Genomic DNA, 25,690 nt, shown 5'->3' with positions numbered 1-25,690 from the left:
TTACTGCCGGGGCCCCTGTTGCATGGCGGCGGCGTAGCGGTCGGTGACCCGCGATTGGACCAGGCAGGCGACCGGGTCGCCCAGCTTCACCCACCACTTCGCCGGGCGGCTGAACGCGCGCACGTCGAACCACACCTCGCCGGCCTCGTCGGTTGAGAGGAGGAACGCCTCCTCGCCGCGCTCGATGTGGCCGGGCAGGGTGCCGAAGCCGAAGCCGTACCGGTCGGGCTCGTCGACCACCCACACGATCTTGCACGGCACCCAGAGCCGCAGCGGGCCGACGCCGATCCCGCTGGCGAACTCGACGCCCATGGCCGGCCGCTCGGCGTCCGTGCGCACGCGCAGGCCGGCGCCCCGCTGCGGCTGCCAGCGCGCGAGCGCCTCCCGCGCGGTCGCGAACGCGCCCGGCCCCGAGCCGACGCGCACCCGCCGTGTGACGTGGTGGTAGCCGGGCGGAAGGCTGCCGTCGCGGGTCGCGCCGACCTCGGAGTACGTCAGGGTCACGCCGACGACGGTAGCAACGGCTCCAGCGCGGCGACGATCGGCGCGTCGGCCGGCAGCCAGGGCACGCTGTTCAGCTCGTCCACGGCGAGCCACCGAAGGTCACTGTGCTCCAGTGGTACCGGCTGGGCGCCGTTCACCAACCTCGCGAGGTACACCTTGAGAATCGCGGTGCCGTTGAGCATCGCGATGTCGGCTCCCACGCGCGGGCCGACCTCGACGTCGACCCCGAGTTCTTCCTGGCATTCACGGATCAGGGCCTGTTCCTCGGTCTCACCGGGGTCGACCTTGCCGCCGGGGAACTCCCATTTTCCGGCCATTTCGGGCGGCGCGGCGCGCTCGCAGGCCAGGACGCGCCCCTCGGAAATGATCGCGGCGCCGACGATGATCCTTGGCATCAACCGTTCGGTCTGCACGACCAACCACAGTGCCAGATCGAAATGAAGTTCCGGTGGCGGGCTATGCCCTGTTGTTCACCAGACGAGGGAAAAGTGGCCGTGGACAGATCCACCGGTTGCTCGGCAGACTTGCAGACACCGTTGATGACGGGCAGGCTTCGAAACGGCCACAAGCCGGCAACGATGCCGTGGGAGGGTAGGTCGAAATGCGGGCCCGGTGGAGCGACGATCACCGTGACTATCTCAGCGATGCGCTGGCACTTCTGCAAGGCTGGACGCGCGATGGCGGTGAGATCCGCCGAACGCTGCACCTCGACGACTCCCAGCATGCGGCATTGACGGAGCGAATGGCAGTGGTCGCCGACGCGGTCGGCGTCCGGCCGGACGTGCGCCGCCTGGACGGTCGCACCCAGATCCGCCTTCGCGTCCCGGGCACGACGGACCTTTCTCCCGGTGAGGTCACGCTGGCGGCCCGGATCGAGGACCTGTACAAGAACATTATCGCCGGCGCCGCCTGACCCCGCTGCGGGCGCAAGGCGCGCGGGCTGCTGAGGCGCCGGACATAACGGTCCGAGCGTGCACATCCAGCCAGCCAAGCGCCATCCTTCTCCAGAAGGCCACAATCCAGGCAATTGCCACCAAGTGCGTCGAGCTGGAAGGCGGCAGTTCGAGTGGCGCCATGATCAATGGAGACTTCTGGCTGCCATGACTGCCAGAAGTCTCCATTGATCATGGGCGAACTCCAGGCGTCAGACGTTGAAGCGGAACTCGACGACGTCGCCGTCCTGCATGATGTACTCCTTGCCCTCGATGCGGACCTTGCCCGCCGCCTTCGCGGCGTTCATCGAGCCCGCCGTCATCAGGTCGGCGTAGGAGACCACCTCGGCCTTGATGAAGCCGCGCTGGAAGTCCGAGTGGATCACGCCGGCGGCCTCCGGGGCCGTGGCGCCGATCGGGATCGTCCAGGCGCGGGCCTCCTTCGGGCCCGCGGTGAGGTACGTCTGCAGGCCGAGCGTCCGGAAGCCCACCCGGATCAGCTGGTGCAGGCCGGGCTCCGGCTGGCCGATCGACGCCAGGAGCTCCAGGGCCTCCTCCTCGTCGAGGTCGGTGAGCTCCGACTCGATCTTGGCGTCGAGGAAGATGGCCTCGGCGGGGGCGACCAGCTTGCGCAGGTCGTCGAGGAACGCCTCGTCGGCCAGGCCGGCCTCGTCGACGTTGAAGACGTAGAGGAACGGCTTGGCGGTCAGCAGGTGCAGCTCGCCCAGCTCGGAGACGTCGAAGCCGCCCGCGTAGAGGGTCGTTCCGCCGTTGAGCAGCTCGCCCGCCGCCTTGGCCGCGGCGGCCACGCCCGCGCGCTCCTTGCGGACCTTGGCCTCCTTCTCCAGGCGGGGCAGCGCCTTCTCGATCGTCTGGAGGTCGGCCAGGATCAGCTCGGTGTTGATCGTCTCGATGTCGTCGGCCGGGGACACCTTGCCGTCGACGTGGACCACGTTCGGGTCGGAGAAGGCCCGCACCACCTGGCAGATCGCCGACGCGTCGCGGATGTTGGCGAGGAACGCGTTGCCGCGGCCCTGGCCCTTCGACGCGCCGCGCACCAGGCCGGCGATGTCGACGAACGACACCGGGGCCGGGACGACCTTCTGCGAGTCATACAGCTCGGCCAGCTTCATCAGGCGCTCGTCGGGCAGGCCGACGACGCCGACGTTGGGCTCGATGGTCGCGAACGGGTAGTTCGCGGCGAGCGCGTCGCCCTTCGTCAGGGCGTTGAACAGGGTGCTCTTGCCGACGTTGGGCAGGCCGACGATGCCGATGGTGAGTGCCACGACAGGTCAGCTTACGGCGGCCAGCGAGATACCGAGTGAGGAGGTCAGTGACCGGAACGCCGACGCCGCCTCACCGAACCGGCGCGGCCCGGACAGCACGCCGGGAAAGGCCGGATCGGCGAGGTGCGGCTCCAGCGACGCGAACCCGGTCCAGCCGTCGTCGCGCAGCGCGGTCAGCGTCTCCGGCAGCTCGCCGTCGCCGGCGCCGGCCGGCACCACGCCGCCGGAGTCCGACAAGGCATCCTTGACCTGCAGATACTCCAGATGCGGCCGCAGCATCGCGTAGCCGTCGGTGAACGGCCGCACGCCGACCTGCACGAAGTTCGCGTTGTCCCAGGCCACCCGCAGCGCCGCCGAGCCGACCCCCTCGATCAGATCGAGCACGCGGGACGGCACGTCGCCATAGATGTCCTTCTCGTTCTCGTGCACGAGGACCATCGACTCCCGTTCGGCGACGTCGGCGAATGCCCGCATGCGAGCGAGCACGATGTCACGAATCGAGCCCACGTCGACGCCAGCAGGCCGATAGAACGAGAACAGCCGCACGTAGCGGGCACCCAGCCGCTGGCCGACCGCGATCACCCGCCGCAGCCGCGCCAGCTCGACCGACGGGTCGGCGAAGACGTCCGACTTGCCGATCGGCGACGCGACCGCCGACACCGCCATCCCGTGCCGGGCGACCAGCGATCCCAGCTGAGCGACCTGCGCATCGTCCAGGTCGACGACGTTGACGCCCCACGCGCTGCGCACCTCGGCGTGCCCCGCGCCGAGGGCCAGGAGCACCGCCAGCTGTACCGCTGGATCGGCATCGATCTCATCCGCGAACCCGGACAGCACCCACGAGACCATGCGCCCCAGTATGGTGGCTTGCCGTGGAGCGGGACGCGGTGGAACGAGCACAGCTGCCAGGCACGGTGACGAGCATCGCCGACGACCTGCGAGCACTCGGCGTGCAGCCGGGATCGACGGTCATCGTCCACTCCTCGCTGTCCCGGCTCGGCTGGGTGGCCGGCGGCGCGCACGCCGTCGTCCTGGCGCTCCAGAGCTCGCTGGGCACCGACGGCACGCTGGTCATGCCGACGCACTCGCGGCACCTCACCGAGCCGGCCGACTGGGGCAACCCGCCCGTGCCGGAGTCGTGGTGGGAGATCATCCGGCGGGAGACCCCGGCCTACGACCCGCTCGTGACCCCGAGCACCTTCATGGGCGCGATCGTCGAATGTTTCCGGCGATTTCCAGGTGTACTGCGCAGCGCCCACCCGACGGTCTCGTTCGCCGCGCGGGGGCCGCGGGCGGAGGCGATCACCGCCGGGCACACGCTGGACGACGGCCTCGGCGAGGGCTCGCCGCTCGCGAGGCTGTACGAGGCGGACGCGTGGGTGCTGCTGCTCGGCGTCGGCCACGACAACAACACGTCGCTGCACCTCGCCGAGTACCGGGCCGACGGACCGAAGCGGTACCTCCGGCAGGGCTCGCCGATGACCGTGGACGGCGAGCGGCGCTGGGTCGAGTACCGCGAGCTGGCCGACGACACGTCGCTGTTCGAGCCGCTGGGTGCCGACTTCGCGGCGGTCACCGGCGCCGAGCAGGTCGGCCGGGTCGGCGCCGGGACCGGCCGGCTCATGCGGCAGCGCGCCCTGGTGGACTTCGGTGCGCACTGGCTGTCGCTGCGCCATCGCAACGGCACCGATTGACGGTGTCCACTTCGCGCCATGTCCGCTGTGCGGCAGGCGCGACCGGTACGACGCGAAACGATCGGGCCTGCTGCTCGGCCGGCGCCAGGAGCTCCGTTTCGTCGAGCATGCAGGGACTCTACGAAGGAGGGGGCCGGCGGGCCAGTGCCCGCCGGCCCCCGAAGCATTACGCCTGCGCGAGCGGGTTCGTCGTCGGGTCGTCGTAGTGGACGGTCTCGAACGTGCCGTCGCCGTCCTCGTCCGTCACCGTGACGTCCTTGTCGCCGTCGCCGTCGGTGTCCGAGGAGATCTTGTCGGCGACGCCGTCGAAGTCGTCGTCGCGCACGTCGGTGTCGATCTTGTTGTCGCCGTCGGTGTCGGCCACGACGCGGTCGATGAGCCCGTCGCCGTCGCGGTCGAGGCCGGCCACGTCCTTGATGCCGTCGCCGTCGGTGTCGACGAACACGGCGTCGAACTTCCCGTCGCCGTTGAGGTCGACGACCTCGGTCTCCAGGGTGCCGTCACCGTCGGTGTCGAGCGCCACGGCGTCGATCTGGCCGTCGTTGTCCGCGTCGTAGGCGCCGGCCTCGGCCAGGCCGTCGTGGTTCTCGTCCACGGCGTAGATCGTCGAGCCGTCCTCACCCTCGACGACAACGACGTCGGGGTCTTCGGCGCCGGTGGTCGCGTCGGCGTCGTACTCGCTCATTGCTGTATCTCCGTCCCCGGGGTTTCCTTTGGCTGCCAACAACGTAGGTCACCGGAGCGGCCCTGCGAATCCCGGAAATGTGCCGGGTGGCCGACACTGAACGCCCACGTCCGAAAACCGCCAGCCGGTGCCATCGCGCCGGGGCAGGATGGATGGCATGGAGCTCGACTTCGAGACCTGCCGCAAGGCGGCCACGAGCCGGGACGCCCGGTTCGACGGGGTCTTCGTGACCTGTGTCAGGTCGACCGGCATCTATTGCCGCCCGTCCTGCCCGGCGATCACCCCGAGGCCGGAGAACGTCCACTTCCTGCCGACCGCGGCCGCCGCCCAGCGCGAGGGCTTCCGGGCCTGCCTGCGCTGCCGGCCCGACGCGGCGCCCGGCTCCCCGGAGTGGGACGTCCGCGGCGACGTGGCCGGGCGGGCGATGCGGCTGATCGCCGACGGGGTCGTCGATCGGGACGGCGTGCCGGGGCTGGCCGGGCGCCTGGGGTACACCGAACGCCACCTGCACCGCATGCTCACCGCGGAGGTGGGCGCCGGACCGCTCGCGCTGGCGCGGGCCCAGCGGGCGCAGACCGCCCGCGTGCTCATCGAGACGACCCGGCTCGGGCTGGCCGAGATCGCGTTCGCGGCCGGGTTCGGCAGCGTCCGCCAGTTCAACGACACGGTGCGCGAGATCTACGGCCGCACCCCGTCGGAGCTGCGGGCCCGGCGCACCCAGCCGGCGCACGACGAGGGGGTTGTCCACGTCCGGCTGCCGCACCGGGCGCCGCTGCACGCCGAGGCGCTGCTGTCGTTCCTCGGCGCGCGGACGGTCACCGGGATCGACGCGGTCGACGACGACGGGTACCACCGCAACCTGCACCTGCCGCACGGCGCCGGCCGGGTCACGCTGCTGCCGCAGCCCGGGCACGTGGCGGCGACGCTGCGCCTGGCCGACCTGCGCGACCTCGCGCCGGCCGTGGCCCGGTGCCGCCGGCTGTTCGACCTGGACGCGGATCCGGCGGCGGTCGACGCGGTGCTGGCGGCCGACCCGGCCCTGGCGCCCTATGTGGCGAAGGAAGAAGGTGTACGGGTACCGCGGGCGACCGACGGCTTCGAGATCGCGGTGCGCGCGGTCGTCGGGCAGCAGATCTCGGTCGCCGCGGCCCGGACCGTCCTGGGCCGCCTCATCACCGGGCTGTTCCCGACGCCGGAGGAGTTCCTGGCCCTGCCGGACGGGGCGTTCGCGATGCCCGAGTCGCGGCGGCGGACCCTCCGGGCGCTGGCGACGGCGATCGCCGAGGGCGAGCTGGACCTCGACGGCGGCGGCGACCGCGCCGAGACGGTCGCCCGGCTCAAGGCGCTGCCCGGCATCGGCGACTGGACCGCGCAGTACACGGCCATGCGGGCCCTCGGCGACCCCGACGCCTTTCTCCCCACCGACCTGGGCGTGCTGCGGGGTGCCCGCGCCGCCGGCCTGCCCGACGACCCGAAATCCCTCGCGGCGCACGCCGAGCGCTGGCGCCCCTGGCGCTCGTACGCCGTGATCCGACTCTGGAGGCTGCAGTGAACCTGTCCTACGCAACGACCGGCACCCCGGCCGGCCCGTTCACGACCGTCGTCGACGGCGACGGCGTCGTGCTGGCGAGCGGCTGGACCACCGACGTCGCCGAACTGCTCCGGCTGGCTCGGCTCGCCGGGCCGGCGGCACAGCGCGACGACGTGGGCGACACGACCAAGGCCGTCCGCGCCTACCACGAGGGCGACCTGACCGCGATCGACGCGGTACCGGTGCGGCAGCACAGCGGCGAGTTCCTCATGCACGCCTGGGACGTGCTGCGCCGGGTCCCGGCCGGCACGCCCATCACCTACTCGGAGTTCGCGGTCCGGTCCGGGCGGCCGCCGGCGATCCGGGCCGCCGCGCAGGCCTGCGGGCGCAACGCCGCCGCCCTGTTCGTGCCGTGCCACCGCGTGCTGCGCCTCGACGGCACGCTCGGCGGATTCCGCTGGGGCCTGCCGGTGAAGCGCTGGCTGCTCGACTTCGAGGCGGCCCGCCAGTAGCCCGCCCAGTCGGAATATGGCTTGGCGTCGATGTGAACGCTGGCTAACTTGGAGTGATGTCGCTGACCGTCGTTTCCCCGGAGGAGCGGCGGTCAGCGAAGGCCAGGGCGCTGTGGCGCATGCGCGGCTACCTGCGGCCCTACTACGGCGTGACCGCGTGGTCGATGGTCGCGGCCGTCGCGTCGACCGCCGCCAGCCTGGCCATCCCGATCCTCATCCAGCACGTCGTCGACGGGCCGGTCCGCCACGGCGACACCCGCGGGCTGTTCCTGCTCGGCGCGCTCGCCGTCGCCCTGGGCCTGCTGGAGGGGCTGCTGAGCTTCATCCGGCGCTGGGCCCAGTCGGCGTCGTCGGTCGGCATGGAGGCGAAGCTCCGCCAGGACCTCTACGCGCATCTGCAGCGCCTGCCGCTCGAGTTCCACGACCGGTGGCAGTCGGGCCAGCTGCTCTCCCGGGCCACGGCCGACCTGTCGACAATCCGGCGGTTCCTGTCGTTCGGCCTGTTCTTCTTCGTGCTCAACGTCGGCACGTACATCGCCGTGTCCGCGCTGCTCATCCACCTCTACTGGCCGCTCGGCGTGCTGGTCACGCTGAGCGCGATCCCGCTGTTCCTGATCAGCCGGCGGTTCACCGCGCGGTACTTCGCCGCCTCCCGCCAGCTGCAGGACGAGCTCGGCGACCTGGCCACCCGGATCGAGGAGTCGGCGCAGGGCATCCGGGTCATCCGCTCGTTCGGCCGGCGCGACTACATGGGCGAGCGCTTCGGCGAGGGCGCCCGGCGCGTCCACGACCTCGGCGTGGGCAAGTCGCGGATGATCGCGCGGACGCTGTCGCAGTTCGACCTGGTGCCGAACGTGACCCTCGCGGTCGTGCTGGTCAGCGGCGCGGTGCTGGTCGCCCGGGGCGAGCTGACGATCGGCGCGCTGGTCGCGTTCGTGGCGCTGCAGGTCATGCTGGTCTGGCCGATCGACCTGCTCGGCTGGATCATCGCCAACGCGCAGGAGGCCATGAGCGCGTCCGTGCGCATCTACGAGGTGTTCGACACCCCGCCCTCGATCACCGACCGGCCCGGCGCCGCCGATTTGTCCACTGTGGAGGGCCGGCTGCGGTTCGAGGGGGTCGAGTTCGGCTACGAGCCGGGCCGGCCGGTGCTGCGGGGCGTCGACCTCGACGTGGCGCCGGGTGAGACGGTCGCGATCGTCGGGCTCACCGGCAGCGGCAAGACGACGCTGGTCTCCCTGGTGCCGCGGCTCTACGACGTCGACGCGGGACGGATCACGATCGACGGGCACGACGTGCGGGACCTGAAGCTCGACTCGCTGCGGCGGATCGTCGGCACCGCGTTCGAGGACCCGACGCTGTTCTCGATGAGCGTGCGGGAGAACCTCACGCTGGGCCGCGCCGACGCGACCGACGACGAGATCGCCGAGGCGCTGCAGATCGCGCAGGCGCAGTTCGCGTACGACCTGCCGTGGGGCCTCGACACGCGGGTCGGCGAGCAGGGGCTGTCGCTGTCGGGCGGCCAGCGGCAGCGGCTCGCCCTGGCCCGGGCCGTCGTCGGCCGGCCCCGCGTGCTGGTGCTCGACGACCCGCTCTCCGCGCTCGACGTGCACACCGAGGCGCTCGTCGAGTCGGCGCTGTCGACGGTGCTCGCCGGCACCACCGCGCTGCTCGTGGTGCACCGGCCGTCGACGGTCGCGCTCGCCGACCGGGTGGCGCTGCTGGAGGACGGGCGGCTGACCGCGATCGGCACGCACTCCGAGCTGATGGCCAGCCACGCCGGCTACCGGGACGTGCTCCGTGGCAGTTGACGTCCAGCGGTGGCGCGGGACCGCCACCGAGGAGCCCGACCCGACGGCCCGGGTGGCCAGCCGGCGGCTGCTGGGCAGCCTGCTCCGCCCGTACAAGAGGCAGATCGCGGTGCTCGTCGCGCTGCTGCTCGCGCAGAACTTCGCCGGGATGGCCGGCCCCTACCTGGTGAAGCTCGGCATCGACCGGGGCATCCCGCCGCTCACCGGCGGGCGCGACGACCCGACCGTGCTCGTCACGGTCGCCGTGGCGTTCGCGGGCGCGACGGCGGCGGAGTTCCTCACCCGGCGCTGGTACCTCGCGCTGTCCGGCCGGGTCGGCAACGCTGTCCTGCTCGACCTGCGCACCCGCGTGTACCGCCACTTCCAGCGGCTCTCGATCGGCTTCCACGAACGGTTCACCTCCGGCCGGGTCATCGCGCGGCTCACCAGCGACGTCGACAACATCTCCGAGCTGGCCGACGGCGCCCTCGACGACCTGGTGCTCGCCGGCCTGTCGGTGCTGTCCGTGGCCGGCATCCTGCTCTGGCTCGACCCGCCACTGGCGCTGGTGACGCTGGCGTCGTTCCCGTTCCTGCTGTGGCTGTCGCGCTGGTTCCAGCGGGCGAGCGCCCGGGCGTATCGGCGCACCCGCGAGACGATCGCGCTGGTCATCATCCACTTCGTCGAGTCGCTCGGCGGCATCCGGGCCGTCCAGGCGTTCCGCCGCGAGCGACGCAACGACGAGATCTTCGGCGCGGTCAACGACGACTACCGCCGGGCCAGCCTGACCGCGCAGCGCCTCGTCGCGACGTACTCGCCCGCGATCAAGGTGATCGGCAACGTCTCGATCGCGATCGTGCTCACCTACGGCGGCTGGCGGGTGCTGCACGGGCACGCCGAGGTGGGCGTGCTCGCGGCGTTCCTGCTGTACCTGCGCCGCTTCTACGAGCCGATACAGGAGCTGGCGCAGTTCTACAACACGCTGCAGTCCGCGACGGCCGCGTTGGAAAAGCTGGCAGCGGTACTGGATGAGCCGTGCTCGGTCCCGGAGCCCGCTTCGCCGGCGCCGTTGCGCCATCCCGTCGGCGCGCTGACGTTCGACCGGGTGTCCTTCGCGTACCGCTCCGGCACCGTCGTGATCCCGTCGCTCGACCTGCACGTCCCGGCCGGGCAGACGATTGCCCTGGTCGGCGCGACCGGCGCCGGGAAGTCGACGGTCGCCAAGCTGGTGGCGCGGTTCTACGACCCGACGTCGGGCGAGGTGCGGCTCGACGGCGTCGACCTGCGCTCGGTCGCCGAGGACGACCTGCGGCGCGCGGTCGTGATGGTGACCCAGGAGAACTACCTGTTCAGCGGTACCGTCGCCTCGAATATCGGCTTCGGACGGCCCGGCGCGTCGCGCGTGGAGATCGAGGCGGCGGCCGCGGCGATCGGCGCCGACGAGTTCATCCGCGGCCTGCCCGACGGCTACGACACCGACGTGCGGAAGCGGGGCGGACGGCTGTCGGCCGGGCAGCGGCAGCTGGTCGCGTTCGCGCGGGCCTTCCTCGCCGACCCGGCGGTGCTGATCCTGGACGAGGCGACGTCCTCTCTGGACATTCCCTCCGAGCGGCTGGTGCAGGAGGCGCTGCGCACGATCCTCGCCTCGCGCACGGCGCTGGTCATCGCGCACCGGTTGTCCACAGTGGAGATCGCCGACCGCGTGCTGGTGCTGTCGGGGGGCCGGATCGTGGAGGACGGGCCGCCCGCGTCACTCATCCGGGGCGGCGGGCATTACGCGGAACTCCACACACAATGGCGCGATTCACTGCTCTAGCTCTCAGGCGATAGCCGTCAAGGCCGCCGCGCTCGGGTTACGCAGGTCTCCCTGTCGGGTAATTGACAGTTCAATGTCCCTCTACACGTGAATGGCGGGGGTTCACGCGGTCGATCTATCGTGGACTGGTTCATCCGTGGGAAGATTCTCGTCACGCTGATGATCCGGACCTGTCGCTTGCGGTGACGACAGCTGGCAGAAGAGGACCGATGACTGGCGGACGATGGAGTAGCCAGACCCGATTCACCGTCGTGCTCGTCGGGCTTGCCCTGGTCGCCCTGGGCGTGCTCACGACGGTGCAGTTCCGCAGCACGGCGGGCGCCGCCGCGCTGGTCGCGGCCGGGGTGCTCGTCGGCCTCGCGGGGCTGTCGGGCGGCGCCATCGTGGTCCGCTCGGGCGACCGCGAGGAGCGGCTCGCCTCCGCCGGCAAGGCGCAGCAGGAGGGTGACGCCGAGGGCGCCTACGACCGCTTCGTGCAGCTCATCCGGGGTCACGCGCCGCAGGCCATCGCCTATCACGAGGGCGCCAACGCGGCCCTCTACGAGGCGGCCGGGCGCGAGGGTCAGAAGCTCCAGCCCGTCTTCGGGTACTTTCTGGGGCCGATCGCGATGTCCGAGCTGCACATCATGGTCGACATCCGGGCCGGCACGGGCTTCTCCATCTCCCGCATGCAGACCACCTACCAGGCGCTGCTGGTCGGCGCGACGGCACCGTTCCGGGCCGCGCTGGTCATCGTCAACGCGGCGCCCGACGAGTCGATCCTGTCCTCGGTGCGGCAGCTGGGAACGCTGCTCGACCGGCCCGTCGCGGCCGTCGCCTGGCGGCTCGGCGACCACTCCGACGGCATCTCCGACGCGATCGTCTCGCTGAAGCGGGAGCTGCGGCGGCGGGGCATGGAGTCGCCGCTGGAGGTGCCGTCGTTCGTCGAGGAGGACGACCCGGTCGTCGAGCCCGTGCGCATCCCGACGCGGCCCGCCGCCACCATCCCGCACCAGCAGTCCGCCGGGCACCTCGATGACGACGACGAGCCTGCCTATGCCACCAGCTCCACCGTCTACGGCGACCCGGAGCCGGATCCCGTTGAGTGGCCCGCGCCGGAGCCCCGGCGGCGCCCCTCGCCCGCGCCCCGCGTCTACGACGACTCCGCCGGCTGGCAGCGCGCGACCGACCTGCACTGGCGGGGCCAGCTGCAGGAGGCCGAGGAGGCGTATCGCGAGATCGTCGACGCCCGCGCCCACGCCCTCGGCTGGGACCACCCCGACACGCTGACCGCCCGCGACCAGCACGCGACGGTGCTGCGCGACCTCGACCGGCTGGCCGAGGCGCTGGTCGAGTGCGACGAGGTGCTCACCGCGCGGATGCGGATCCTCGGCGAGGACCACCCGGACACGCTGACCAGCCGGAGCCACCTGGCGACGATCTACCACCAGCTCGGCGACCTGACCCGGTCGGAGACGGAGCACCAGCGGGTCCTGGAGGCGCGCACGCGGGTCCTCGGGACGAACCACCAGGAAACGCTGATCAGCCGGAGCAACCTCGCCAAGGTGTACCAGGACATGGGCGAACTCGACCGGGCGATCGCGGAGCACGACACCGTGATGCGGGCCCGGGCGCGGCTGCTCGGGTCGGAGCACCGGGACACGCTCATGAGCCGGTCGCTGCTGGCCTCCGCGCTGCACCACGCCGGGCGGCTGGCCGAGGCCGAGGCCGAGCACCGGGCGGTGCTCGGCAGCCGGTTACGGCTGCTCGGGCCGGTCCACCTGGACACGGCCGTGTCCCGGCACCGGCTGGCCAGCGTGCTGCACGACCTGGGGCGGTTGGACGAGGCGATCACGGAGTACCGGGCCGCGCAGGCCGTCTACGCGCAGCTGCTGGGGTCGAGCAGCCCGTTCGCTCGGGCGGCGGCTTCGGATCTGGCGCTTGCGGAGCGAGCCCTGCGCGGGGCGCAGGGCTCGCATCATTACTAGCGCGCTGCGTCGTCTAGAAATCTCCGCCGAAGTCGCCGCCGAAGTCCCCGCCGCCGAAGTCGCCGGCCTCGCCGAATCCCGCGTCCCCGTAGTCGCCGGGGTCGGCGCCGCCCATGTCGCCGCTCTGGTCGAAGCCCTGGTCGTAACCCTGGTCGAAGCCGGCGTTGTAGCCCGCGTCGTAGCCGCTGTCGCCCCAGGCCGGGCTGAACAGGGCGTCGAAGACGAGGACCGAGCCGACGCCCCACGCGCCGGCGACGAGGGCCGTCTTCCACCACGGCTCGGAATACCAGCCGGCGGGCACTCCGCGGCCGGCGACCCGGCCACCGGGGTAGTAGTACGGCGTCGCGTTGCCCGGCTGCGGGCTGGCCCGGTAGTTGTGGCCCTGCACGTCGATCTCGCGGTCCTTGGTGATCTGGCCGGCGGCCCGGGCACCGGCGAGCGGCGGCAGGTCGGGGCCGGGGTCGAGGCCGAGCGCGACGCGGGCCGCCCGGACGTAGGCGAGGCCTTCGAGGGCCGTCTCGCGGGCCAGCTCGTACTGCTTCGCGGTCGTGGAACGCTCGAGCTGGGAGCCGGCTGCGTTGTACCGCTCACCGGCGTCGACCAGTGCCTGCTTGACCGCCGGCGCGTCGCCGGAGAGATTCATCACCTGCCCGCCCAGGCGCTCGTACCAGCGCAGTGCGTCTTCGCGGGCGTCGGCCAACTGCTGCGCCGCCCGCTTCTTGCGCCCGTTGCCGACCGCGACCACCACGGCGGCGACCGCGGCGACCAGCACGATGAGGACGATCCAGGTACCCATGCTTCGAAGGTACCGTTTCTGTCGTACCCCTAAGGCATGCTGATCGACGTGGAACTCCTGCTGCTGATCGTGGGCCTGGCCGTCGGTGCGTTCGCGGGCTGGTTCGTGGCCCGTTCGCGGTCCGCGGTCGAGCTGGCGAAGCTGGAGGCCACGCTGCAGGCCACGCGCGACGGTGAGGCCCGGCTGGAGTCCTCCCTGCGCAACCTGACGTTCGAGGCCCGCGCGCAGACCCAGGACGCGGTCGCCGACGCGGTCGCGCCGTTGCACGAGGCGTTGCAGCGCTACGAGCGGCGGATCGCCGAGCTGGAGCGCGACCGCGTCGGCGCCTACGAGTCGCTGCGCGAGCAGGTCCGCGCCATGCACGAGGTCTCCGGCGAGCTGCGCACCGAGACCCGCCAGCTCGTCGGCGCGCTGCGCGCCCCGCAGGTCCGCGGCCGCTGGGGCGAGCACCAGCTGCGCCGTATCGTGGAGGTCGCCGGCCTGCTGGAGCACTGCGACTTCGACGAGCAGGTGACGGCCGTCACGGACGCCGGCGTCCAGCGCCCCGACCTGGTCGTCCGCCTGCACGGCGCCCGCCAGGTGGTGGTCGACGCCAAGGCCCCGCTGGAGGGCTACCTGGCGGCGATGGAGGCCCGCGACGAGGCCGCCCGCACGGCCGCCCTGACCCAGCACGCCCGCCACCTCCGCGCCCACGTCGACGCCCTGTCGGCCAAGTCCTACTGGTCCGCCTTCGAGCCGGCCCCGGAGTTCGTCGTCCTCTTCGTCCCGGCCGACACCTTCCTCGACGCCGCACTGCAACACGACCCGTCGTTGCTGGAGCACGCCTTCGCCCACAACGTGGTCCTGGCCACCCCGGCCACCCTGGTCGCCCTGCTGCGCACGGTCGCCTACGGCTGGCGCCAGGACTCCCTGACGGCAAACGCCTTCGCCGTCCACCGCACGGCCCGCGAGCTCTACGCCCGACTGTCCACAATGGGCGACCACCTGTCCAAGGTCGGCGCCGCCCTGACCACGGCGGTGTCCTCCTACAACCGCGCGGTCGGCTCGCTGGAGTCGCGGGTGCTGGTCTCGGCCCGCAAACTGGCCGAGATGGGCATCAGCGCCGACCCGATCCCGACCCCCCAGCCGGTGGACCTGACCGCCCGCACCCTCCACTCCCCCGAACTCACCCCACCCCCACCCCCGCCCCAGTTCGCCCCGCCCCAGCCCCAGCCCGCCCCACCTCCGACCCAGCTCGCCCCGCCTCCGCCCCAGCCCGCCTCGCCCCAGCCCGCCCAGCCCGCCCCGCCCCCGGCTTCCACCGCCGCCACCGCTTCCGCCGTCATCCCAGCTCCCGCTTCCGCCGCCAACCCCGCCGCCGCCCCGGCTCCCGCTTCCGGGACAGCCCCGGCCTCCGCCTTCGCCGGTGCCTCGGCGGTCGCCGGGCTTGACCACGATCGGGGCGAGCAGGTCCGCGATCACCAGCCGGGTGCGGCTTCCTCGGACTCGCCGGCGGCGCGCGATCCCGCCACGGAGTACGCCATGCTGCTGATGGCCGCATACCGGGAAGACCCACCGCAATAGCCGCCGACCGCTGTCGGCCCTTCGCCCCCTGCACCGACCAGTCACCGCGCGGGACGGCATCCGCCGTTCCGGCGGACTCGCACGCGGCCAGCCGAACAAGGCCTCTCGCCCAGGGGCAGCCTGGCACCTTCTTGCCCGCCGCGCCCCGCTCCACAGCAACGCCGCCCGGCCGGCCCGGCCGCGACCGCCTGGCCCTTTGCCCGCCGCGGCCTCGCGGCCCCGCATCGCCGCCCGGCCGCGACCGCCAAGCCCTCTTGGCCGCCGCTCTCCAGCCGCACCGCGTCGCCGCCGGCCCGTGGCCGCCCGGCCGTTCTTCCCGTCGCTGTCCGGATCTGCTGCGTCGGTGTCGTTCGCTACTGAGCTTCCCGGTCTTGGTCCCTGGCCCGCGGGTCGTCGGTCGGTCCACCGGCTTGGGTTCGGCCGCTTTCCCATCTGGGTTAATTGCCCGGATTGGGGGGATGTCGCGTGCCGACCTCGCGGCGGGTGGTCGGATCCGGCCATGATCAAAGGAGACTTATGGCTGCCCTGACAGCCAAATGCTTCCATTGATCATGGAGACCCCTCCGGGGTGGCCGCGAGCGTGGGTCTGAAGCTGCGGCGAGGGGCGCCGGGTCGGGGCGGTTCATGATCGCGGAGGTTTTCAGTCCTGTACGACGCGGAAAGTTCCGTGATCATGGGGCGGGCGCGGCGCTGGTACGGGCCATTTGGGGGCTAATGACCGCGGTGCGTGTCGGTCGGTGTACTGATGAGTGTCGGGGACATGATCGTGGGGTACCCGTCGGTCGGCATAGCGTCTCGCGCATGTTTGGATTTGGCCGGAAGCCCGGCGCCGATGCGATCGTTGCCCGCGGAGAGATCGCCCGCGTCGACTTCGGGCTGCAGAACGTCGACTCGCACGGGAACACCGTTGCCGCTCGGTACACCGTCAGCGTCAATGTGTTCCCCGAGGACGGGGCGCCGTTCATGGCCTCGATCAGCGTCAAGCTGCGTGGGACCGCCGGGCCCATGATCGGGGAGGAGACCTGGGTGCGGTACTCGCCCGGGAAGCCCGAGCGGATCGAGTTCGACCGGGAGCGGATCAAGTCGCGAGCCTATGACCGGGTGCAGGCCAACCCGGGGCTCAAGGTCGTCGTTGACACGCTGTACACGCATGGTGACCCGCCGGTCAGCGTGATTGCCACGGCACGCTGACCCGCCGAAAGACCATTTGAGCCGGGCCACCCGGAAGCGCGCCGACCGGCCCGGCTAGCGGACCCTTGCGTCCTCTAAGTCGTCCTCTTCGGCGTGGCGCGGGGTCGGGGCCACCGCCACGTCCGTGAGGGCCGCCTCCAGGGCCTCGACCTCGGCCTCCAGCTCGTCCTCCGGAGTCGCCGGGGTCGGACGGAAGACGAACGTGCGGTACGCCCAGAAGCGGAAGACCATCGCCACCGCGATGCCCACCGCGTTGGCGATGTTGAACGCCAGCCGGTCGTCGCTGTTGTGCTCGCTGAAGTCGAGGCCGTACTTGGCCACGGCGAGCACGGCGCCCTGGATGAACAGGCCCACGCCGTTCAGCGCGAAGAAGAGCGTGTATTCGCGGCGGATCGTGCTGCGGTCGCGGGACTGGAAGGTCCACTGGCGGTTGAGTACGTACGACGCCGTGGTCGCCACGACGGCAGCGACGATCTTGGCCTTGAGCGGCCCGATCGACAGCAGCAGGTTCAGCACCGTGTAGTCGATGACCGTGTTCACACCGCCGACGGCGGCGAACTTGAACAGCTCGGTGACGAGCGAACGGTAGCGCTCGGGCACGTACCGGTCGCGAAGATTGCTGGCAAGGCGCACTGTGCAACCTTACGGGAGGTGGCCAACCGGTGCCCGCCGCAAACGGTGTACTGCGGGCCAGGTCACCCGTTCCTTGTCACCTTCGCAACCGCCCCGTTACCCACGGGGGTCGATCACGCAGGGTCAGCTTCCCGCTTCTTGAAGACGATCTGGCGGTACGACCAGAAGCGGAACATCGTCCCCAGCGCCATGCCCACGAGGTTCTTCGCGATGTTGTCGGCGAGCTTGCCCTCGAAGAACGGCCACATCGCGCCGAGCACGTAGTGGCTGAACCACAGGCAGACGAGAGCGATGCCCAGGCCGACCAGGTTGAACAGGAAGTACAGCGTGTACTCGCGGCGGAGGTTGGTCCGCTCGCGGTCGCGCCAGGTCCAGAAGCGGTTGCCGACGAAGGCCACCGTGGCGGCGACGACCATCGAGATCGTGGCGGCCAGCAGCGGGTGGACGTCGGCGAACAGCAGGGCGTTGAAGATGCCGAAGTCGACGGCGAACGAGATCGCGCCGACCGTGCCGAACTTCCCCAGCTCATGCACCAGGTGCTGGAACCGGGCGTAGAGACCGCGTAGACCGCCGGGCCGCGCCACCGGAACAGACGTCTCCTGCAACTCCGTCACCTCGCAGAGGGTACGGCACCGGTGACCCCGGCGGGACCGTCCGAGGCGGACCGGACGGTTTGCTCGATGGTGCGCGGTTGACGAAAAGTTCGCGCGAGATTCTGCGAGTGGCCACGAGATTATCCGGAATTTGTGCAGCGTTTCACAAGCTCTCGCGATGCCCCGGCCAGCGCGCTGTTTTAGTCTGAGGCAAATCAGCTGTGCAATTCACGACCCGCTCGCTCCATCGCGTGTCGCGTTCCGGCATACCCCGGAACGGCTGGGTCAGTGCCGACCACGAGGAGTTTCGCCATGTCAGCACCAGCCATAGTCCCCGGTCTCGACCAGGCGCCGACGTCGCACCCTCGGCTGCTCGCCTGGATACGCGAGGTCGCCGAGCTCACCAGGCCCGAGCGGGTGGTCTGGTGTGACGGATCCGAGCAGGAGTGGCGGCGGATCACCGACGAGCTGGTCGAGTCCGGCGCGCTTGTCCGGCTCGACCCGGCCAAGCGACCGAACTCGTTCTGGGCGCGGACCGACCCCTCCGACGTCGCCCGCGTCGAGGAGCGCACGTTCATCTGCTCGGTCGACGAGGCCGACGCCGGCCCGACGAACAACTGGATGGCGCCGGACGAGATGAAACGGCGCATGACGGCCCTGTACGACGGCTGCATGCGCGGGCGCACGATGTACGTCATCCCCTTCTGCATGGGACCGCTCACCGCCGAACAGCCGATGTTCGGCGTCGAGCTGACCGACTCGCCGTACGTCGTGGCGTCGATGCGGATCATGACCCGGATGGGCAGCGCGGTACTCGACAAGATGGGTGCCGACGCGCCGTTCGTCCCCTGCCTGCACTCGGTCGGCGCCCCGCTGGAGCACGGCGCCGACGACGTCGCGTGGCCGTGCAATGACACGAAGTACATCTCCCAGTTCCCGGAGACGCGGGAGATCTGGAGCTTCGGGTCCGGATACGGCGGCAACTCGCTGCTCGGCAAGAAGTGCTTCTCGCTGCGCATCGCCAGCGTGATGGGGCGCGACGAGGGCTGGCTCGCCGAGCACATGCTCATCCTCAAGCTCACCTCGCCGGCGGGCGTGGTGAAGTACGTCGCCGCCGCATTCCCGAGCGCGTGCGGCAAGACGAACCTGGCCATGCTCGAGCCGACGATCCCGGGCTGGAAGGTCGAGACGCTCGGTGACGACATCGCCTGGATGCGCTTCGGCGAGGACGGCCGCCTCTACGCGGTCAACCCGGAGTTCGGGCTGTTCGGCGTCGCGCCGGGCACCGACTGGAAGACCAACCCCAACGCGATGCGCACCCTGGCCCGCGGCAACTCGGTCTTCACCAACGTGGCGCTCACCGACGACGGAGACATCTGGTGGGAGGGCATGGGTGAGCCGCCCGCGCACCTCACCGACTGGAAGGGCCAGGACTGGACGCCCGACGCCGAGGGCCCGTCCTCGCACCCCAACTCGCGGTTCTGCACGCCGATCGAGCAGTGCCCGATCCTCGCCGACGAGTACGACGACCCGAAGGGCGTGCCGATCGACGCGATCCTGTTCGGCGGCCGGCGCAAGACGACGATCCCGCTGGTCACCGAGGCGCGCGACTGGGTGCACGGCGTCTACCTGGGCGCGACGCTGTCGAGCGAGACGACGGCGGCCGCGGTCGGCCAGGTCGGGGTGGTGCGCCGGGACCCCATGGCGATGCTGCCGTTCATCGGGTACCACGGGGGTGACTACTTCGCCCACTGGATCGAGATGGGCAAGGGCGTCGACGGCGACGCCAACAAGCTGCCGCGGATCTTCTACGTCAACTGGTTCCGCCGCGGCGACGACGGCCGGTTCCTCTGGCCGGGCTTCGGCGAGAACTCGCGGGTGCTCAAGTGGGTCGTCGAGCGCATCGAGGGCACCGCGGCCGCGGTCGAGACGCCGATCGGCCACGTGCCCACGCCCGAGTCGCTCGACGTCGATGGCCTCGACCTGTCGGCCGAGGACCTGGCGGCCGTCCTGCGGGTCGACCGCGACGAGTGGCGGGCCGAGGTCCCCCAGGTGGCGGAATGGTTCACCAAGTTCGGCGACAAGCTGCCGGGCGTCCTGTGGGCCGAGCTGGACGCTTTGAAGGCCCGGCTGGGCTGACCGGACGCGGAGGAGCGGCCGGCCGAGCTCGGGCCGGCCGCCGATTCGCAACTGTCCAGTGCACGGCTGACGGTGTTGTTTTGCCCGGTAGGTCGCTAGTCTTCTGTGCCGTGGGCTTGCGTGACCTGGTTTATTCGCTGTACGAGAAGCGTCTCGCCCGAAAGCTCGCCGGCAAACCCAAGCCGGGCCACGTCGGCGTGATCGTCGACGGCAACCGCCGCTGGGCGCGCGAGATGGGTTACGTCGACCCGAACGACGGACATCGAGTCGGTGCGGAGCGGATCAAGGAACTGCTGCGCTGGTGCGACGGCGCCGACGTCAAGCACGTGACGCTCTGGCTGCTCTCGACCGACAACCTGTCACGCCCGGCGCAGGAGCTCGACCCGCTGCTGCAGATCATCGAGAACCTCGCCGCCGAGCTGGCGAACGAGCGCAACCCGTGGCAGCTGCGCATCGTCGGCGCGCTCGACCTGCTACCCAGCGCCACCGCCCACGCACTGAAGGCAGCCCAGGAGAAGACCGTCGACCGCGGCAGCGGCGGCGCCCAGGTCAGCCTGGCTGTCGGCTACGGCGGCCGGCGGGAGATCGCCGACGCGGTCCGCTCGCTGCTGCACGAGCACGCCAAGGCCGGCACGACGATCGAGGAGCTCGCCGAGATCCTCGATGTCGACCACATCTCCGACCATCTGTACACGCGCGGCCTGCCGGACCCCGACCTGGTCATCCGCACCAGCGGCGAGCAGCGGCTGTCCGGCTTCCTGCTGTGGCAGAGCGCGCACTCGGAGTTCTACTTCTGCGACGTGCACTGGCCGAGCTTCCGCCGCACCGACTTCCTGCGCGCCCTGCGCTCCTACGCCAACCGCCAGCGCCGCTACGGCGCCTGAGCGAGCAGCTCCCGCAGCAGGCCGGGCACGTCCTCCGGCGCGTCGACGTGCAGGTCGGCCGCCTCGACGAGGGCGTGGCCGGTCTCCGCGTTGGCGACCGCGACGCGCACGGCCAGGAAGTCGGGATCCTGCGCCGCCCGGTCGTCGAGGGCGGCGAAGGCGCGCAGGTCGGCCAGGTCGTCCCCGAAGTACCAGGCGCAGCTCAGGCCCTCGGTCTCCTCGCGCAGGACGGTGCCCTTGTCGCGCTGGCCGGGCGGCTTGAGCTCGAGCACCATCCGGCCGCCCTGGAGGCGCAGCCCGAGCTCGCTCGCGCGCTCCTTGGCCCACTGCTCGACCTCGGGCCCCACCTGCGGCGCGGTGCGCCAGTGGATGGCCACGGCGATGCGCTTGTACTCCACGAGCGTCCCCGCCGGCAGCTCCGCCCGGGCCCGGTCGGCCAGATCGCGCATGATCGGCACGAAGGGCGCGGCGCTCGGGTCGGTCTCGACCGGCCCGCCGGCGCGCTGCACCTCCAGCCCGTAGAGGCCGAAGACGGCGACGTCGGGCAGCTCACGGAAGCGTTCCCGCAGGAAGTCGGCGGGCCGGGCGGACACGATCACGACCTTGCCCAGCCGGCGGTTGAGCTCGCCCAGCGTCTCGACGATGCCGGGCGCGGGCTGCACGGAGCCGGGATCGTCGCGGATCGGGCCCAGCGTGCCGTCGAAGTCGAAGAAGAAGGCGCAACGGCCGGCCCGCGCCGCCGTCGCTGCGAAGATCTCAGGGGCGCCCATGGTGTCACAGCGTACTGATGATTTTTCGCTACGTGTGGGTAGCTTCGCGTACCTCACAGGGCGGGGGTTCACCCTGATTTACCCAGCCGATCTAGTGGATTCGGCAAGTACCGGTTAGCGTCAGTGCTGTGGCAGGGGGTTTCCCGGCCATCCGAGGCCCGGACCGCTCGATCACCAGTGAAGCCACGGGGCCCAGCACCCGACCCCGTGCGGGCGTCGGAGGACGCGAGTGCGGGCGGCGAGGTGCCCGCCCCCGGAGATCCCGTGACCGTTCGCCGTAGTCCCTCAGCAGCCCCCTCTCCCCGCGGCCGCGCCCAGAAGGCCTCCGAAGCCAGCCTGGAGCCTGCCCCAGAGCCCGTGAAGGCCGTGCGGCGCACCCGCAAGAAGGCCGAACCCGGACCCTCACGCCGCACGTTCGTGCTGGACACCTCGGTACTGCTGGCCGACCCGGGCGCCTTCCTGCGCTTCGGCGAGCATGACGTCGTACTGCCGCTGGTCGTCATCTCCGAACTCGAAGGGAAACGGCACCACCCCGAGCTGGGCTACTTCGCGCGGCGCTCGCTGCGCTTCCTGGACGAACTGCGGGCGAAGCACGGCCGGCTCGACGAGCCGCTGCCGCTGACCGACGCCGGGGGCACCCTGCGGGTCGAGCTCAACCACGCCGACCAGCACGTGCTGCCGGCCGGTTTCCGGGCCGACACCGACGACGCCCGCATCCTCGCGGTGGCGCTCGCGCTGGCCGCCGAGGGCCGCGACGTGCTGCTCGTCACCAAGGACATGCCGCTGCGGGTCAAGGCGGGCTCGGTCGGCCTGGCCGCCGACGAGTACCAGCCGGGGCCGGCGTCCGACGCCAGCTGGACCGGCATGATCGACCTCGGCGTCAGCGAGGACGACGTCAAGCGGCTCTACGCGGGCGAGGCGATCGACATCGACGGCGCCGGCGACCTGCCGGTGCACACGGGCCTGGTGCTGAGCTCACCCAACGGCTCCGCGCTCGGGCGGGTGAGCACCGACAAGTCGGTGCGGCTGGTCCGCGGCGACCGGGAGGCGTTCGGCGTGCGGGGCCGCTCGGCCGAGCAGCGCATCGCTCTCGACCTGCTGCTCGACGACTCGATCGGGATCGTGTCGCTGGGTGGCCGGGCCGGCACCGGCAAGTCCGCGCTGGCCCTCTGCGCCGGCCTGGAGCAGGTCATGGAGCGCCGCAAGCACAAGAAGGTGATCGTCTTCCGGCCGCTCTACGCGGTCGGCGGCCAGGAGCTGGGCTACCTGCCCGGCAGCGAGGCCGAGAAGATGTCGCCGTGGGCCCAGGCGGTCTTCGACACGCTCGGCGCCCTCGTGCACGACAACGTCATGGAAGAGGTCGCCGCCCGCGGGATGCTCGAGGTGCTCCCGCTGACCCACATCCGCGGCCGGAGCCTCCACGACGCGTTCGTGATCGTCGACGAGGCCCAGTCCCTCGAACGGGGTGTCCTGCTGACCGTGCTGTCCCGGATCGGGATGAACTCGCGGGTGATTTTGACCCACGACGTAGCACAGCGTGACAACCTCCGGGTGGGTCGGCATGACGGTATCGCCGCGGTGATCGAGGCGCTGAAGGGCCATCCGCTCTTCGCACACGTCACCCTCACCCGTTCGGAGCGTTCGGCGATCGCCGAGGTCGTCACGGATCTGCTGGAGGACCTGCCGTTCGAGCGCTGATGAGCGCCCAAGTTGAGGAAAAGAGCCCGAATTGTCATGTGATTAACATCACAGATCGCACTGTTTGGGTTCTCACCCCTGAATGCACTAGGCGATGGTGGGTTCCGAGCGCGTGACGCCCGGCAAGTAGGCATCAGGCGCTCACGGTGCGTCACCGGCCCGGACGAGTGTGGCTCGTCCGGGCCCGGGGCCCACCGGTCCCATGTCCCCGACGAATGGATATCTTCGTGATCCGGCTGTGGCACCGGGTCGGCATCGTGCGAGCAGGCAGTGCACTGGGCGTCCTCATCCTGGCGCTGGTGGCCGGTCTCGTGATCGCCAACCGACAGACCCAGCACGAAGCGTCGGCCAATCCAGTTCACGCCGCCGACGCTGCTGCCTTGAAGGACTCGACGCCGTCGCCCGCGCCGAGCAGCGCGCCGGCTGACGCCCAGAGCAAGGCCCAGGACGCCGCGTCGGCCGCCGCCGCGCAGGCCAAGGCCGCCGAGGACGAGGCTCGACGCAAGGCCGAGGAAGAGGCGAGCCGCAACAAGACGCGCGCACCCTCGAACTCGCCGCCGAAGTACCCGGTGCCGTCGTCGTGCAACGTGTACTCGGGCAACAAGAAGATCGGCTGCGCTGTCCTGCAGGGCGTCGGCTTCGGGCTCGACCAGATGCCTTGCCTGGAGAAGCTCTGGGACAAGGAGAGCCACTGGAACGCCTCGGCGCAGAACAAGAGCTCCGGCGCCTACGGCATCCCGCAGGCCCTGCCCGGCAGCAAGATGGCCAGCGTCGGCGCCGACTGGAAGACCAACCCGGAGACCCAGATCCGCTGGGGCCTCGGGTACATCAAGGGCCGCTACAAGACGCCCTGCGCCGCTTGGCAGCACAGCCAGAACACGGGCTGGTACTAAAAAACCAACAGAATCCCGGCTTTCGGTGCACATCGCCGGGGCCGGGATTCTGCTTGAGTAGCGCAGGTGGCGCGGACCTGTTACCACAGTGGCGTGAGTCTCGACGACGCCCGGCAGGACGACGCCATGCGCTTCGGCACCGAGGCCTTCTACGCCTCGATCGGCCGCGCCTTCGTCGCCATGTGCGCCTTCGTTCCCGTGCTGTTCGCGATCGAGTTCGTCGACCGCCTCAACAACCAGCGGCTCGACCAGGAGGGCGGCATCAAGCCGCACGAGATCGACGGCCTCGACGGCATCCTCTTCGCGCCGTTCCTGCACGCCGGCTTCGACCACGTGCTGGCCAACAGCATCCCGTTGATCCTGCTCGGCACGTTCGTGCTGGCCGCCGGCACCGCCCGCTTCCTGCTGACGACCGCGTTCATCGCGCTGGTGGCCGGGGTCGGGGTCTGGTTCATCGGCGACGAGGGCACGGTCGTGGTCGGCGCGAGCGGCGTGATCTTCGGCTACCTCGGCGTCATCCTCATGCGGGGCGTGGTCGAGCACAGCCTGTGGCACATCGCGGTCGGCGTCCTCATCGGCCTGCTGTACGGCTGGCAGCTCTTCGGGGTGCTCCCCGGCGACGAGGGCATCAGCTGGCAGGGGCACCTGTGCGGGTTCATCGCCGGCCTGGTCGCGGCGGTGCTGTTCCGCCGTCGCCGGCCCCGCCCGGTGGATCGGGCCGACACGTTGGAGCTGGATCCCGAGCCGAGCTGAAGATCAAGGGTTGTCGGGCGGTCGGCGGCGGCCGTACCGTCACCGGCATGCGGGAAGTTGACCTCGCCATCGTCGGCGCGGGCCCGGCGGGGCTGTTCGCGGCCTATTACGCTGGCTTTCGCGGGCTGTCCACCGCCGTCATCGACGCGCTGCCCGAGCCCGGCGGGCAGGTCACCGCGATGTACCCGGAGAAAATGATCTTCGACGTCGCCGGCTTCCCGGGCATCCGCGGCCGCGACCTCGTCGCCAACCTGGTCGAGCAGGCGGCGCAGTTCAACCCGGAGTACGTGCTGGGCGTCCGGGCCGACGAGCTGTCCTATGTGGACGATCGGCCGGTGCTGGCGCTCTCCGACGGTCAGCAGCTGCGCTGCGGGGCGGTCCTGATCACCGGCGGGCTCGGCAGCTTCACCGCCCGCCCGCTGCCGGCCGCCGCCGAGTTCGGCGGCGACGGCGTGATCTTCTTCGTGCCGCACCTCGCCGACCTCACCGGCCACGACGTGGTCATCGTCGGCGGCGGCGACTCCGCGTTCGACTGGGCCCTCGCCCTGCAGCCGATCGCCAAGTCGGTCACCCTCGTGCACCGCCGCGACAGGTTCCGCGCCCACGCCTCGACCGTGGCCAAGGTGCAGTCACTCCCGATCGAGATCGTGGTCAACGCCGAGGTCAGCCGGATCCACGGCGAGGGGCGCTGCGCCGGCGTCGACGTGACCGTCCGCGGCGCCGAGCCGCGCACGCTGCCCGCCGACACGATCGTGGCCGCGCTCGGCTTCACCGCCGACCTCGGCCCGCTGGCCGGCTGGGGGCTGGAGCTCGACAAGCGGCACATCAAGGTCGACTCGACGACGGCGACCAACCTCCCCCGGGTGTTCGCCGCCGGGGACATCAGCGAGTACCCGGGGAAGGTCCGCCTGATCGCCGTCGGGTTCGGCGAGGCCGCCACCGCCGTCAACAACGCCGCGATCATCATCGACCCGTCCGCCCACCTGTTCCCGGGGCACTCGTCCGACAACGGGTGAGCAACTTCTCAACACCCGTCGCGCACCGCCGATCAGCAGGTTGT

At 71.1% G+C, this 25,690-nt stretch carries 23 protein-coding genes and 1 pseudogene; 15 read left to right on the top strand and 9 right to left on the bottom strand.

The annotated features are described in order from the left end of the window. The gene (locus tag IEZ31_RS18560) at positions 1 to 504 is read right to left on the bottom strand and encodes a DUF1990 domain-containing protein (protein ID WP_229835419.1); all 504 of its coding nucleotides are present in this window, start codon (positions 502 to 504) and stop codon (positions 1 to 3) included. Continuing rightward, positions 501 to 899, bottom strand: a complete 399-nt coding sequence (locus tag IEZ31_RS18555; protein WP_190251202.1) for a (deoxy)nucleoside triphosphate pyrophosphohydrolase — start codon at positions 897 to 899, stop codon at positions 501 to 503. Before IEZ31_RS18555 ends, IEZ31_RS18560 begins: the two co-directional genes overlap by 4 nt. Positions 900 to 1,105: 206 nt before the next feature. Between IEZ31_RS18555 and IEZ31_RS18550 the strand changes: the two genes are divergently transcribed. Next, positions 1,106 to 1,417 carry a 4a-hydroxytetrahydrobiopterin dehydratase gene (locus tag IEZ31_RS18550; protein WP_190251139.1) on the top strand — a complete coding sequence of 104 codons (312 nt, stop codon included), beginning with the start codon at positions 1,106 to 1,108 and terminating at the stop codon, positions 1,415 to 1,417. Between the two features lie 231 nt (positions 1,418 to 1,648). Here IEZ31_RS18550 and ychF read toward each other — a convergent pair whose 3' ends face one another. Together ychF and IEZ31_RS18540 are read right to left on the bottom strand one after the other, a co-directional pair. Then, complete coding sequence (ychF, locus tag IEZ31_RS18545) at positions 1,649 to 2,722, bottom strand: redox-regulated ATPase YchF (RefSeq protein WP_190251138.1); 1,074 nt, start codon at positions 2,720 to 2,722, stop codon at positions 1,649 to 1,651. A gap of 6 nt (positions 2,723 to 2,728) precedes the next feature. Then, the gene (locus tag IEZ31_RS18540; protein ID WP_190251137.1) at positions 2,729 to 3,571 is read right to left on the bottom strand and encodes a sugar phosphate isomerase/epimerase family protein; all 843 of its coding nucleotides are present in this window, start codon (positions 3,569 to 3,571) and stop codon (positions 2,729 to 2,731) included. Between the two features lie 23 nt (positions 3,572 to 3,594). Between IEZ31_RS18540 and IEZ31_RS18535 the strand changes: the two genes are divergently transcribed. After that, positions 3,595 to 4,416, top strand: coding sequence for an AAC(3) family N-acetyltransferase (locus IEZ31_RS18535; protein ID WP_190251136.1), 822 nt, complete (start codon positions 3,595 to 3,597; stop codon positions 4,414 to 4,416). Between the two features lie 166 nt (positions 4,417 to 4,582). Here the strand turns inward: IEZ31_RS18535 and IEZ31_RS18530 are convergent, their stop codons facing one another. Further along, positions 4,583 to 5,101: a hypothetical protein gene (locus IEZ31_RS18530; RefSeq protein ID WP_229835417.1), complete on the bottom strand. Its 519-nt coding sequence runs from the start codon at positions 5,099 to 5,101 to the stop codon at positions 4,583 to 4,585. A gap of 157 nt (positions 5,102 to 5,258) precedes the next feature. Between IEZ31_RS18530 and IEZ31_RS18525 the strand changes: the two genes are divergently transcribed. From IEZ31_RS18525 to IEZ31_RS18505, 5 genes are all read left to right on the top strand, one after another. After that, entirely contained in the window at positions 5,259 to 6,653 is a 1,395-nt protein-coding gene (locus IEZ31_RS18525) for a DNA-3-methyladenine glycosylase 2 family protein (protein WP_190251135.1), read from the top strand. Continuing rightward, complete coding sequence (locus tag IEZ31_RS18520) at positions 6,650 to 7,144, top strand: methylated-DNA--[protein]-cysteine S-methyltransferase (RefSeq protein WP_190251134.1); 495 nt, start codon at positions 6,650 to 6,652, stop codon at positions 7,142 to 7,144. The genes IEZ31_RS18525 and IEZ31_RS18520 overlap by 4 nt, the downstream gene beginning before the upstream one ends. Positions 7,145 to 7,200: 56 nt before the next feature. Next, the gene (locus IEZ31_RS18515) at positions 7,201 to 8,955 is read left to right on the top strand and encodes an ABC transporter ATP-binding protein (RefSeq protein ID WP_190251133.1); all 1,755 of its coding nucleotides are present in this window, start codon (positions 7,201 to 7,203) and stop codon (positions 8,953 to 8,955) included. Beyond that, positions 8,945 to 10,750, top strand: a complete 1,806-nt coding sequence (locus IEZ31_RS18510) for an ABC transporter ATP-binding protein (protein WP_190251132.1) — start codon at positions 8,945 to 8,947, stop codon at positions 10,748 to 10,750. Before IEZ31_RS18515 ends, IEZ31_RS18510 begins: the two co-directional genes overlap by 11 nt. 209 nt (positions 10,751 to 10,959) lie before the next feature. After that, positions 10,960 to 12,717 carry a tetratricopeptide repeat protein gene (locus IEZ31_RS18505; protein WP_190251131.1) on the top strand — a complete coding sequence of 586 codons (1,758 nt, stop codon included), beginning with the start codon at positions 10,960 to 10,962 and terminating at the stop codon, positions 12,715 to 12,717. Between the two features lie 13 nt (positions 12,718 to 12,730). Here IEZ31_RS18505 and IEZ31_RS18500 read toward each other — a convergent pair whose 3' ends face one another. Continuing rightward, entirely contained in the window at positions 12,731 to 13,513 is a 783-nt protein-coding gene (locus IEZ31_RS18500) for a hypothetical protein (RefSeq protein ID WP_190251130.1), read from the bottom strand. A gap of 36 nt (positions 13,514 to 13,549) precedes the next feature. On the opposite strand from IEZ31_RS18500, the pseudogene IEZ31_RS18495 reads away from it, so the two are divergent. Together IEZ31_RS18495 and IEZ31_RS18490 are read left to right on the top strand one after the other, a co-directional pair. Next, positions 13,550 to 14,743: pseudogene (locus IEZ31_RS18495) on the top strand (DNA recombination protein RmuC); the annotation flags it as partial. Between the two features lie 1,134 nt (positions 14,744 to 15,877). Then, positions 15,878 to 16,267: a hypothetical protein gene (locus IEZ31_RS18490; protein WP_190251128.1), complete on the top strand. Its 390-nt coding sequence runs from the start codon at positions 15,878 to 15,880 to the stop codon at positions 16,265 to 16,267. A gap of 54 nt (positions 16,268 to 16,321) precedes the next feature. On the opposite strand, the gene IEZ31_RS18485 is transcribed toward IEZ31_RS18490, so the two are convergent. Both IEZ31_RS18485 and IEZ31_RS18480 read right to left on the bottom strand, forming a co-directional pair. Next, entirely contained in the window at positions 16,322 to 16,900 is a 579-nt protein-coding gene (locus IEZ31_RS18485; RefSeq protein ID WP_190251127.1) for a GtrA family protein, read from the bottom strand. Between the two features lie 113 nt (positions 16,901 to 17,013). Further along, a complete protein-coding gene (locus IEZ31_RS18480) occupies positions 17,014 to 17,514 on the bottom strand; it encodes a GtrA family protein (protein ID WP_229835411.1) in 501 nt (166 codons plus the stop codon). A 291-nt stretch (positions 17,515 to 17,805) separates the two neighbouring features. Between IEZ31_RS18480 and IEZ31_RS18475 the strand changes: the two genes are divergently transcribed. Further along, positions 17,806 to 19,632 carry a phosphoenolpyruvate carboxykinase (GTP) gene (locus tag IEZ31_RS18475; RefSeq protein ID WP_190251126.1) on the top strand — a complete coding sequence of 609 codons (1,827 nt, stop codon included), beginning with the start codon at positions 17,806 to 17,808 and terminating at the stop codon, positions 19,630 to 19,632. A gap of 110 nt (positions 19,633 to 19,742) precedes the next feature. Beyond that, the gene (locus IEZ31_RS18470; protein ID WP_229835409.1) at positions 19,743 to 20,516 is read left to right on the top strand and encodes an isoprenyl transferase; all 774 of its coding nucleotides are present in this window, start codon (positions 19,743 to 19,745) and stop codon (positions 20,514 to 20,516) included. On the opposite strand, the gene otsB is transcribed toward IEZ31_RS18470, so the two are convergent. After that, positions 20,504 to 21,286 (bottom strand): trehalose-phosphatase, encoded by a 783-nt coding sequence (gene otsB, locus IEZ31_RS18465; RefSeq protein ID WP_190251124.1) that lies wholly within the window; start codon positions 21,284 to 21,286, stop codon positions 20,504 to 20,506. The two genes, IEZ31_RS18470 and otsB, sit on opposite strands and share 13 nt — an antisense overlap. Before the next feature lie 357 nt (positions 21,287 to 21,643). Here otsB and phoH2 point away from each other — a divergent pair, with 357 nt between their 5' ends. The 4 genes from phoH2 (at position 21,644) to IEZ31_RS18445 (ending at position 25,646) form a co-directional block, all read left to right on the top strand. Continuing rightward, entirely contained in the window at positions 21,644 to 22,984 is a 1,341-nt protein-coding gene (gene phoH2, locus IEZ31_RS18460) for an RNA 5'-3' helicase PhoH2 (protein ID WP_229835406.1), read from the top strand. Between the two features lie 227 nt (positions 22,985 to 23,211). Then, complete coding sequence (locus IEZ31_RS18455; RefSeq protein ID WP_190251123.1) at positions 23,212 to 23,877, top strand: aggregation-promoting factor C-terminal-like domain-containing protein; 666 nt, start codon at positions 23,212 to 23,214, stop codon at positions 23,875 to 23,877. A gap of 126 nt (positions 23,878 to 24,003) precedes the next feature. Further along, positions 24,004 to 24,630: a rhomboid family intramembrane serine protease gene (locus IEZ31_RS18450; RefSeq protein ID WP_190251198.1), complete on the top strand. Its 627-nt coding sequence runs from the start codon at positions 24,004 to 24,006 to the stop codon at positions 24,628 to 24,630. A gap of 47 nt (positions 24,631 to 24,677) precedes the next feature. Further along, positions 24,678 to 25,646, top strand: a complete 969-nt coding sequence (locus tag IEZ31_RS18445; RefSeq protein WP_190251122.1) for an NAD(P)/FAD-dependent oxidoreductase — start codon at positions 24,678 to 24,680, stop codon at positions 25,644 to 25,646. Positions 25,647 to 25,690 lie beyond the last annotated feature (44 nt).

Origin of the sequence: Dactylosporangium sucinum (assembly GCF_014647515.1) — a bacterium.
GTDB lineage: Bacteria > Actinomycetota > Actinomycetes > Mycobacteriales > Micromonosporaceae > Dactylosporangium > Dactylosporangium sucinum.
The sequence above is the reverse complement of the archived record's forward strand: the minus strand, read 5'-3'. Positions and strand labels throughout refer to the sequence as shown.

Bases quoted from the DNA above. Each gene is read 5' to 3' on its own strand.
- IEZ31_RS18555 (WP_190251202.1), bottom strand. From the start codon at position 899: ATGCCAAGGATCATCGTCGGCGCCGCGATCATTTCCGAGGGGCGCGTC.
- IEZ31_RS18550 (WP_190251139.1), top strand. From the start codon at position 1,106: ATGCGGGCCCGGTGGAGCGACGATCACCGTGACTATCTCAGCGATGCG.
- IEZ31_RS18540 (WP_190251137.1), bottom strand. From the start codon at position 3,571: ATGGTCTCGTGGGTGCTGTCCGGGTTCGCGGATGAGATCGATGCCGAT.
- IEZ31_RS18530 (WP_229835417.1), bottom strand. From the start codon at position 5,101: ATGAGCGAGTACGACGCCGACGCGACCACCGGCGCCGAAGACCCCGAC.
- IEZ31_RS18525 (WP_190251135.1), top strand. From the start codon at position 5,259: ATGGAGCTCGACTTCGAGACCTGCCGCAAGGCGGCCACGAGCCGGGAC.
- IEZ31_RS18515 (WP_190251133.1), top strand. From the start codon at position 7,201: ATGTCGCTGACCGTCGTTTCCCCGGAGGAGCGGCGGTCAGCGAAGGCC.
- IEZ31_RS18505 (WP_190251131.1), top strand. From the start codon at position 10,960: ATGACTGGCGGACGATGGAGTAGCCAGACCCGATTCACCGTCGTGCTC.
- IEZ31_RS18500 (WP_190251130.1), bottom strand. From the start codon at position 13,513: ATGGGTACCTGGATCGTCCTCATCGTGCTGGTCGCCGCGGTCGCCGCC.
- IEZ31_RS18490 (WP_190251128.1), top strand. From the start codon at position 15,878: ATGTTTGGATTTGGCCGGAAGCCCGGCGCCGATGCGATCGTTGCCCGC.
- IEZ31_RS18475 (WP_190251126.1), top strand. From the start codon at position 17,806: ATGTCAGCACCAGCCATAGTCCCCGGTCTCGACCAGGCGCCGACGTCG.
- otsB (WP_190251124.1), bottom strand. From the start codon at position 21,286: ATGGGCGCCCCTGAGATCTTCGCAGCGACGGCGGCGCGGGCCGGCCGT.
- IEZ31_RS18450 (WP_190251198.1), top strand. From the start codon at position 24,004: ATGCGCTTCGGCACCGAGGCCTTCTACGCCTCGATCGGCCGCGCCTTC.
- IEZ31_RS18445 (WP_190251122.1), top strand. From the start codon at position 24,678: ATGCGGGAAGTTGACCTCGCCATCGTCGGCGCGGGCCCGGCGGGGCTG.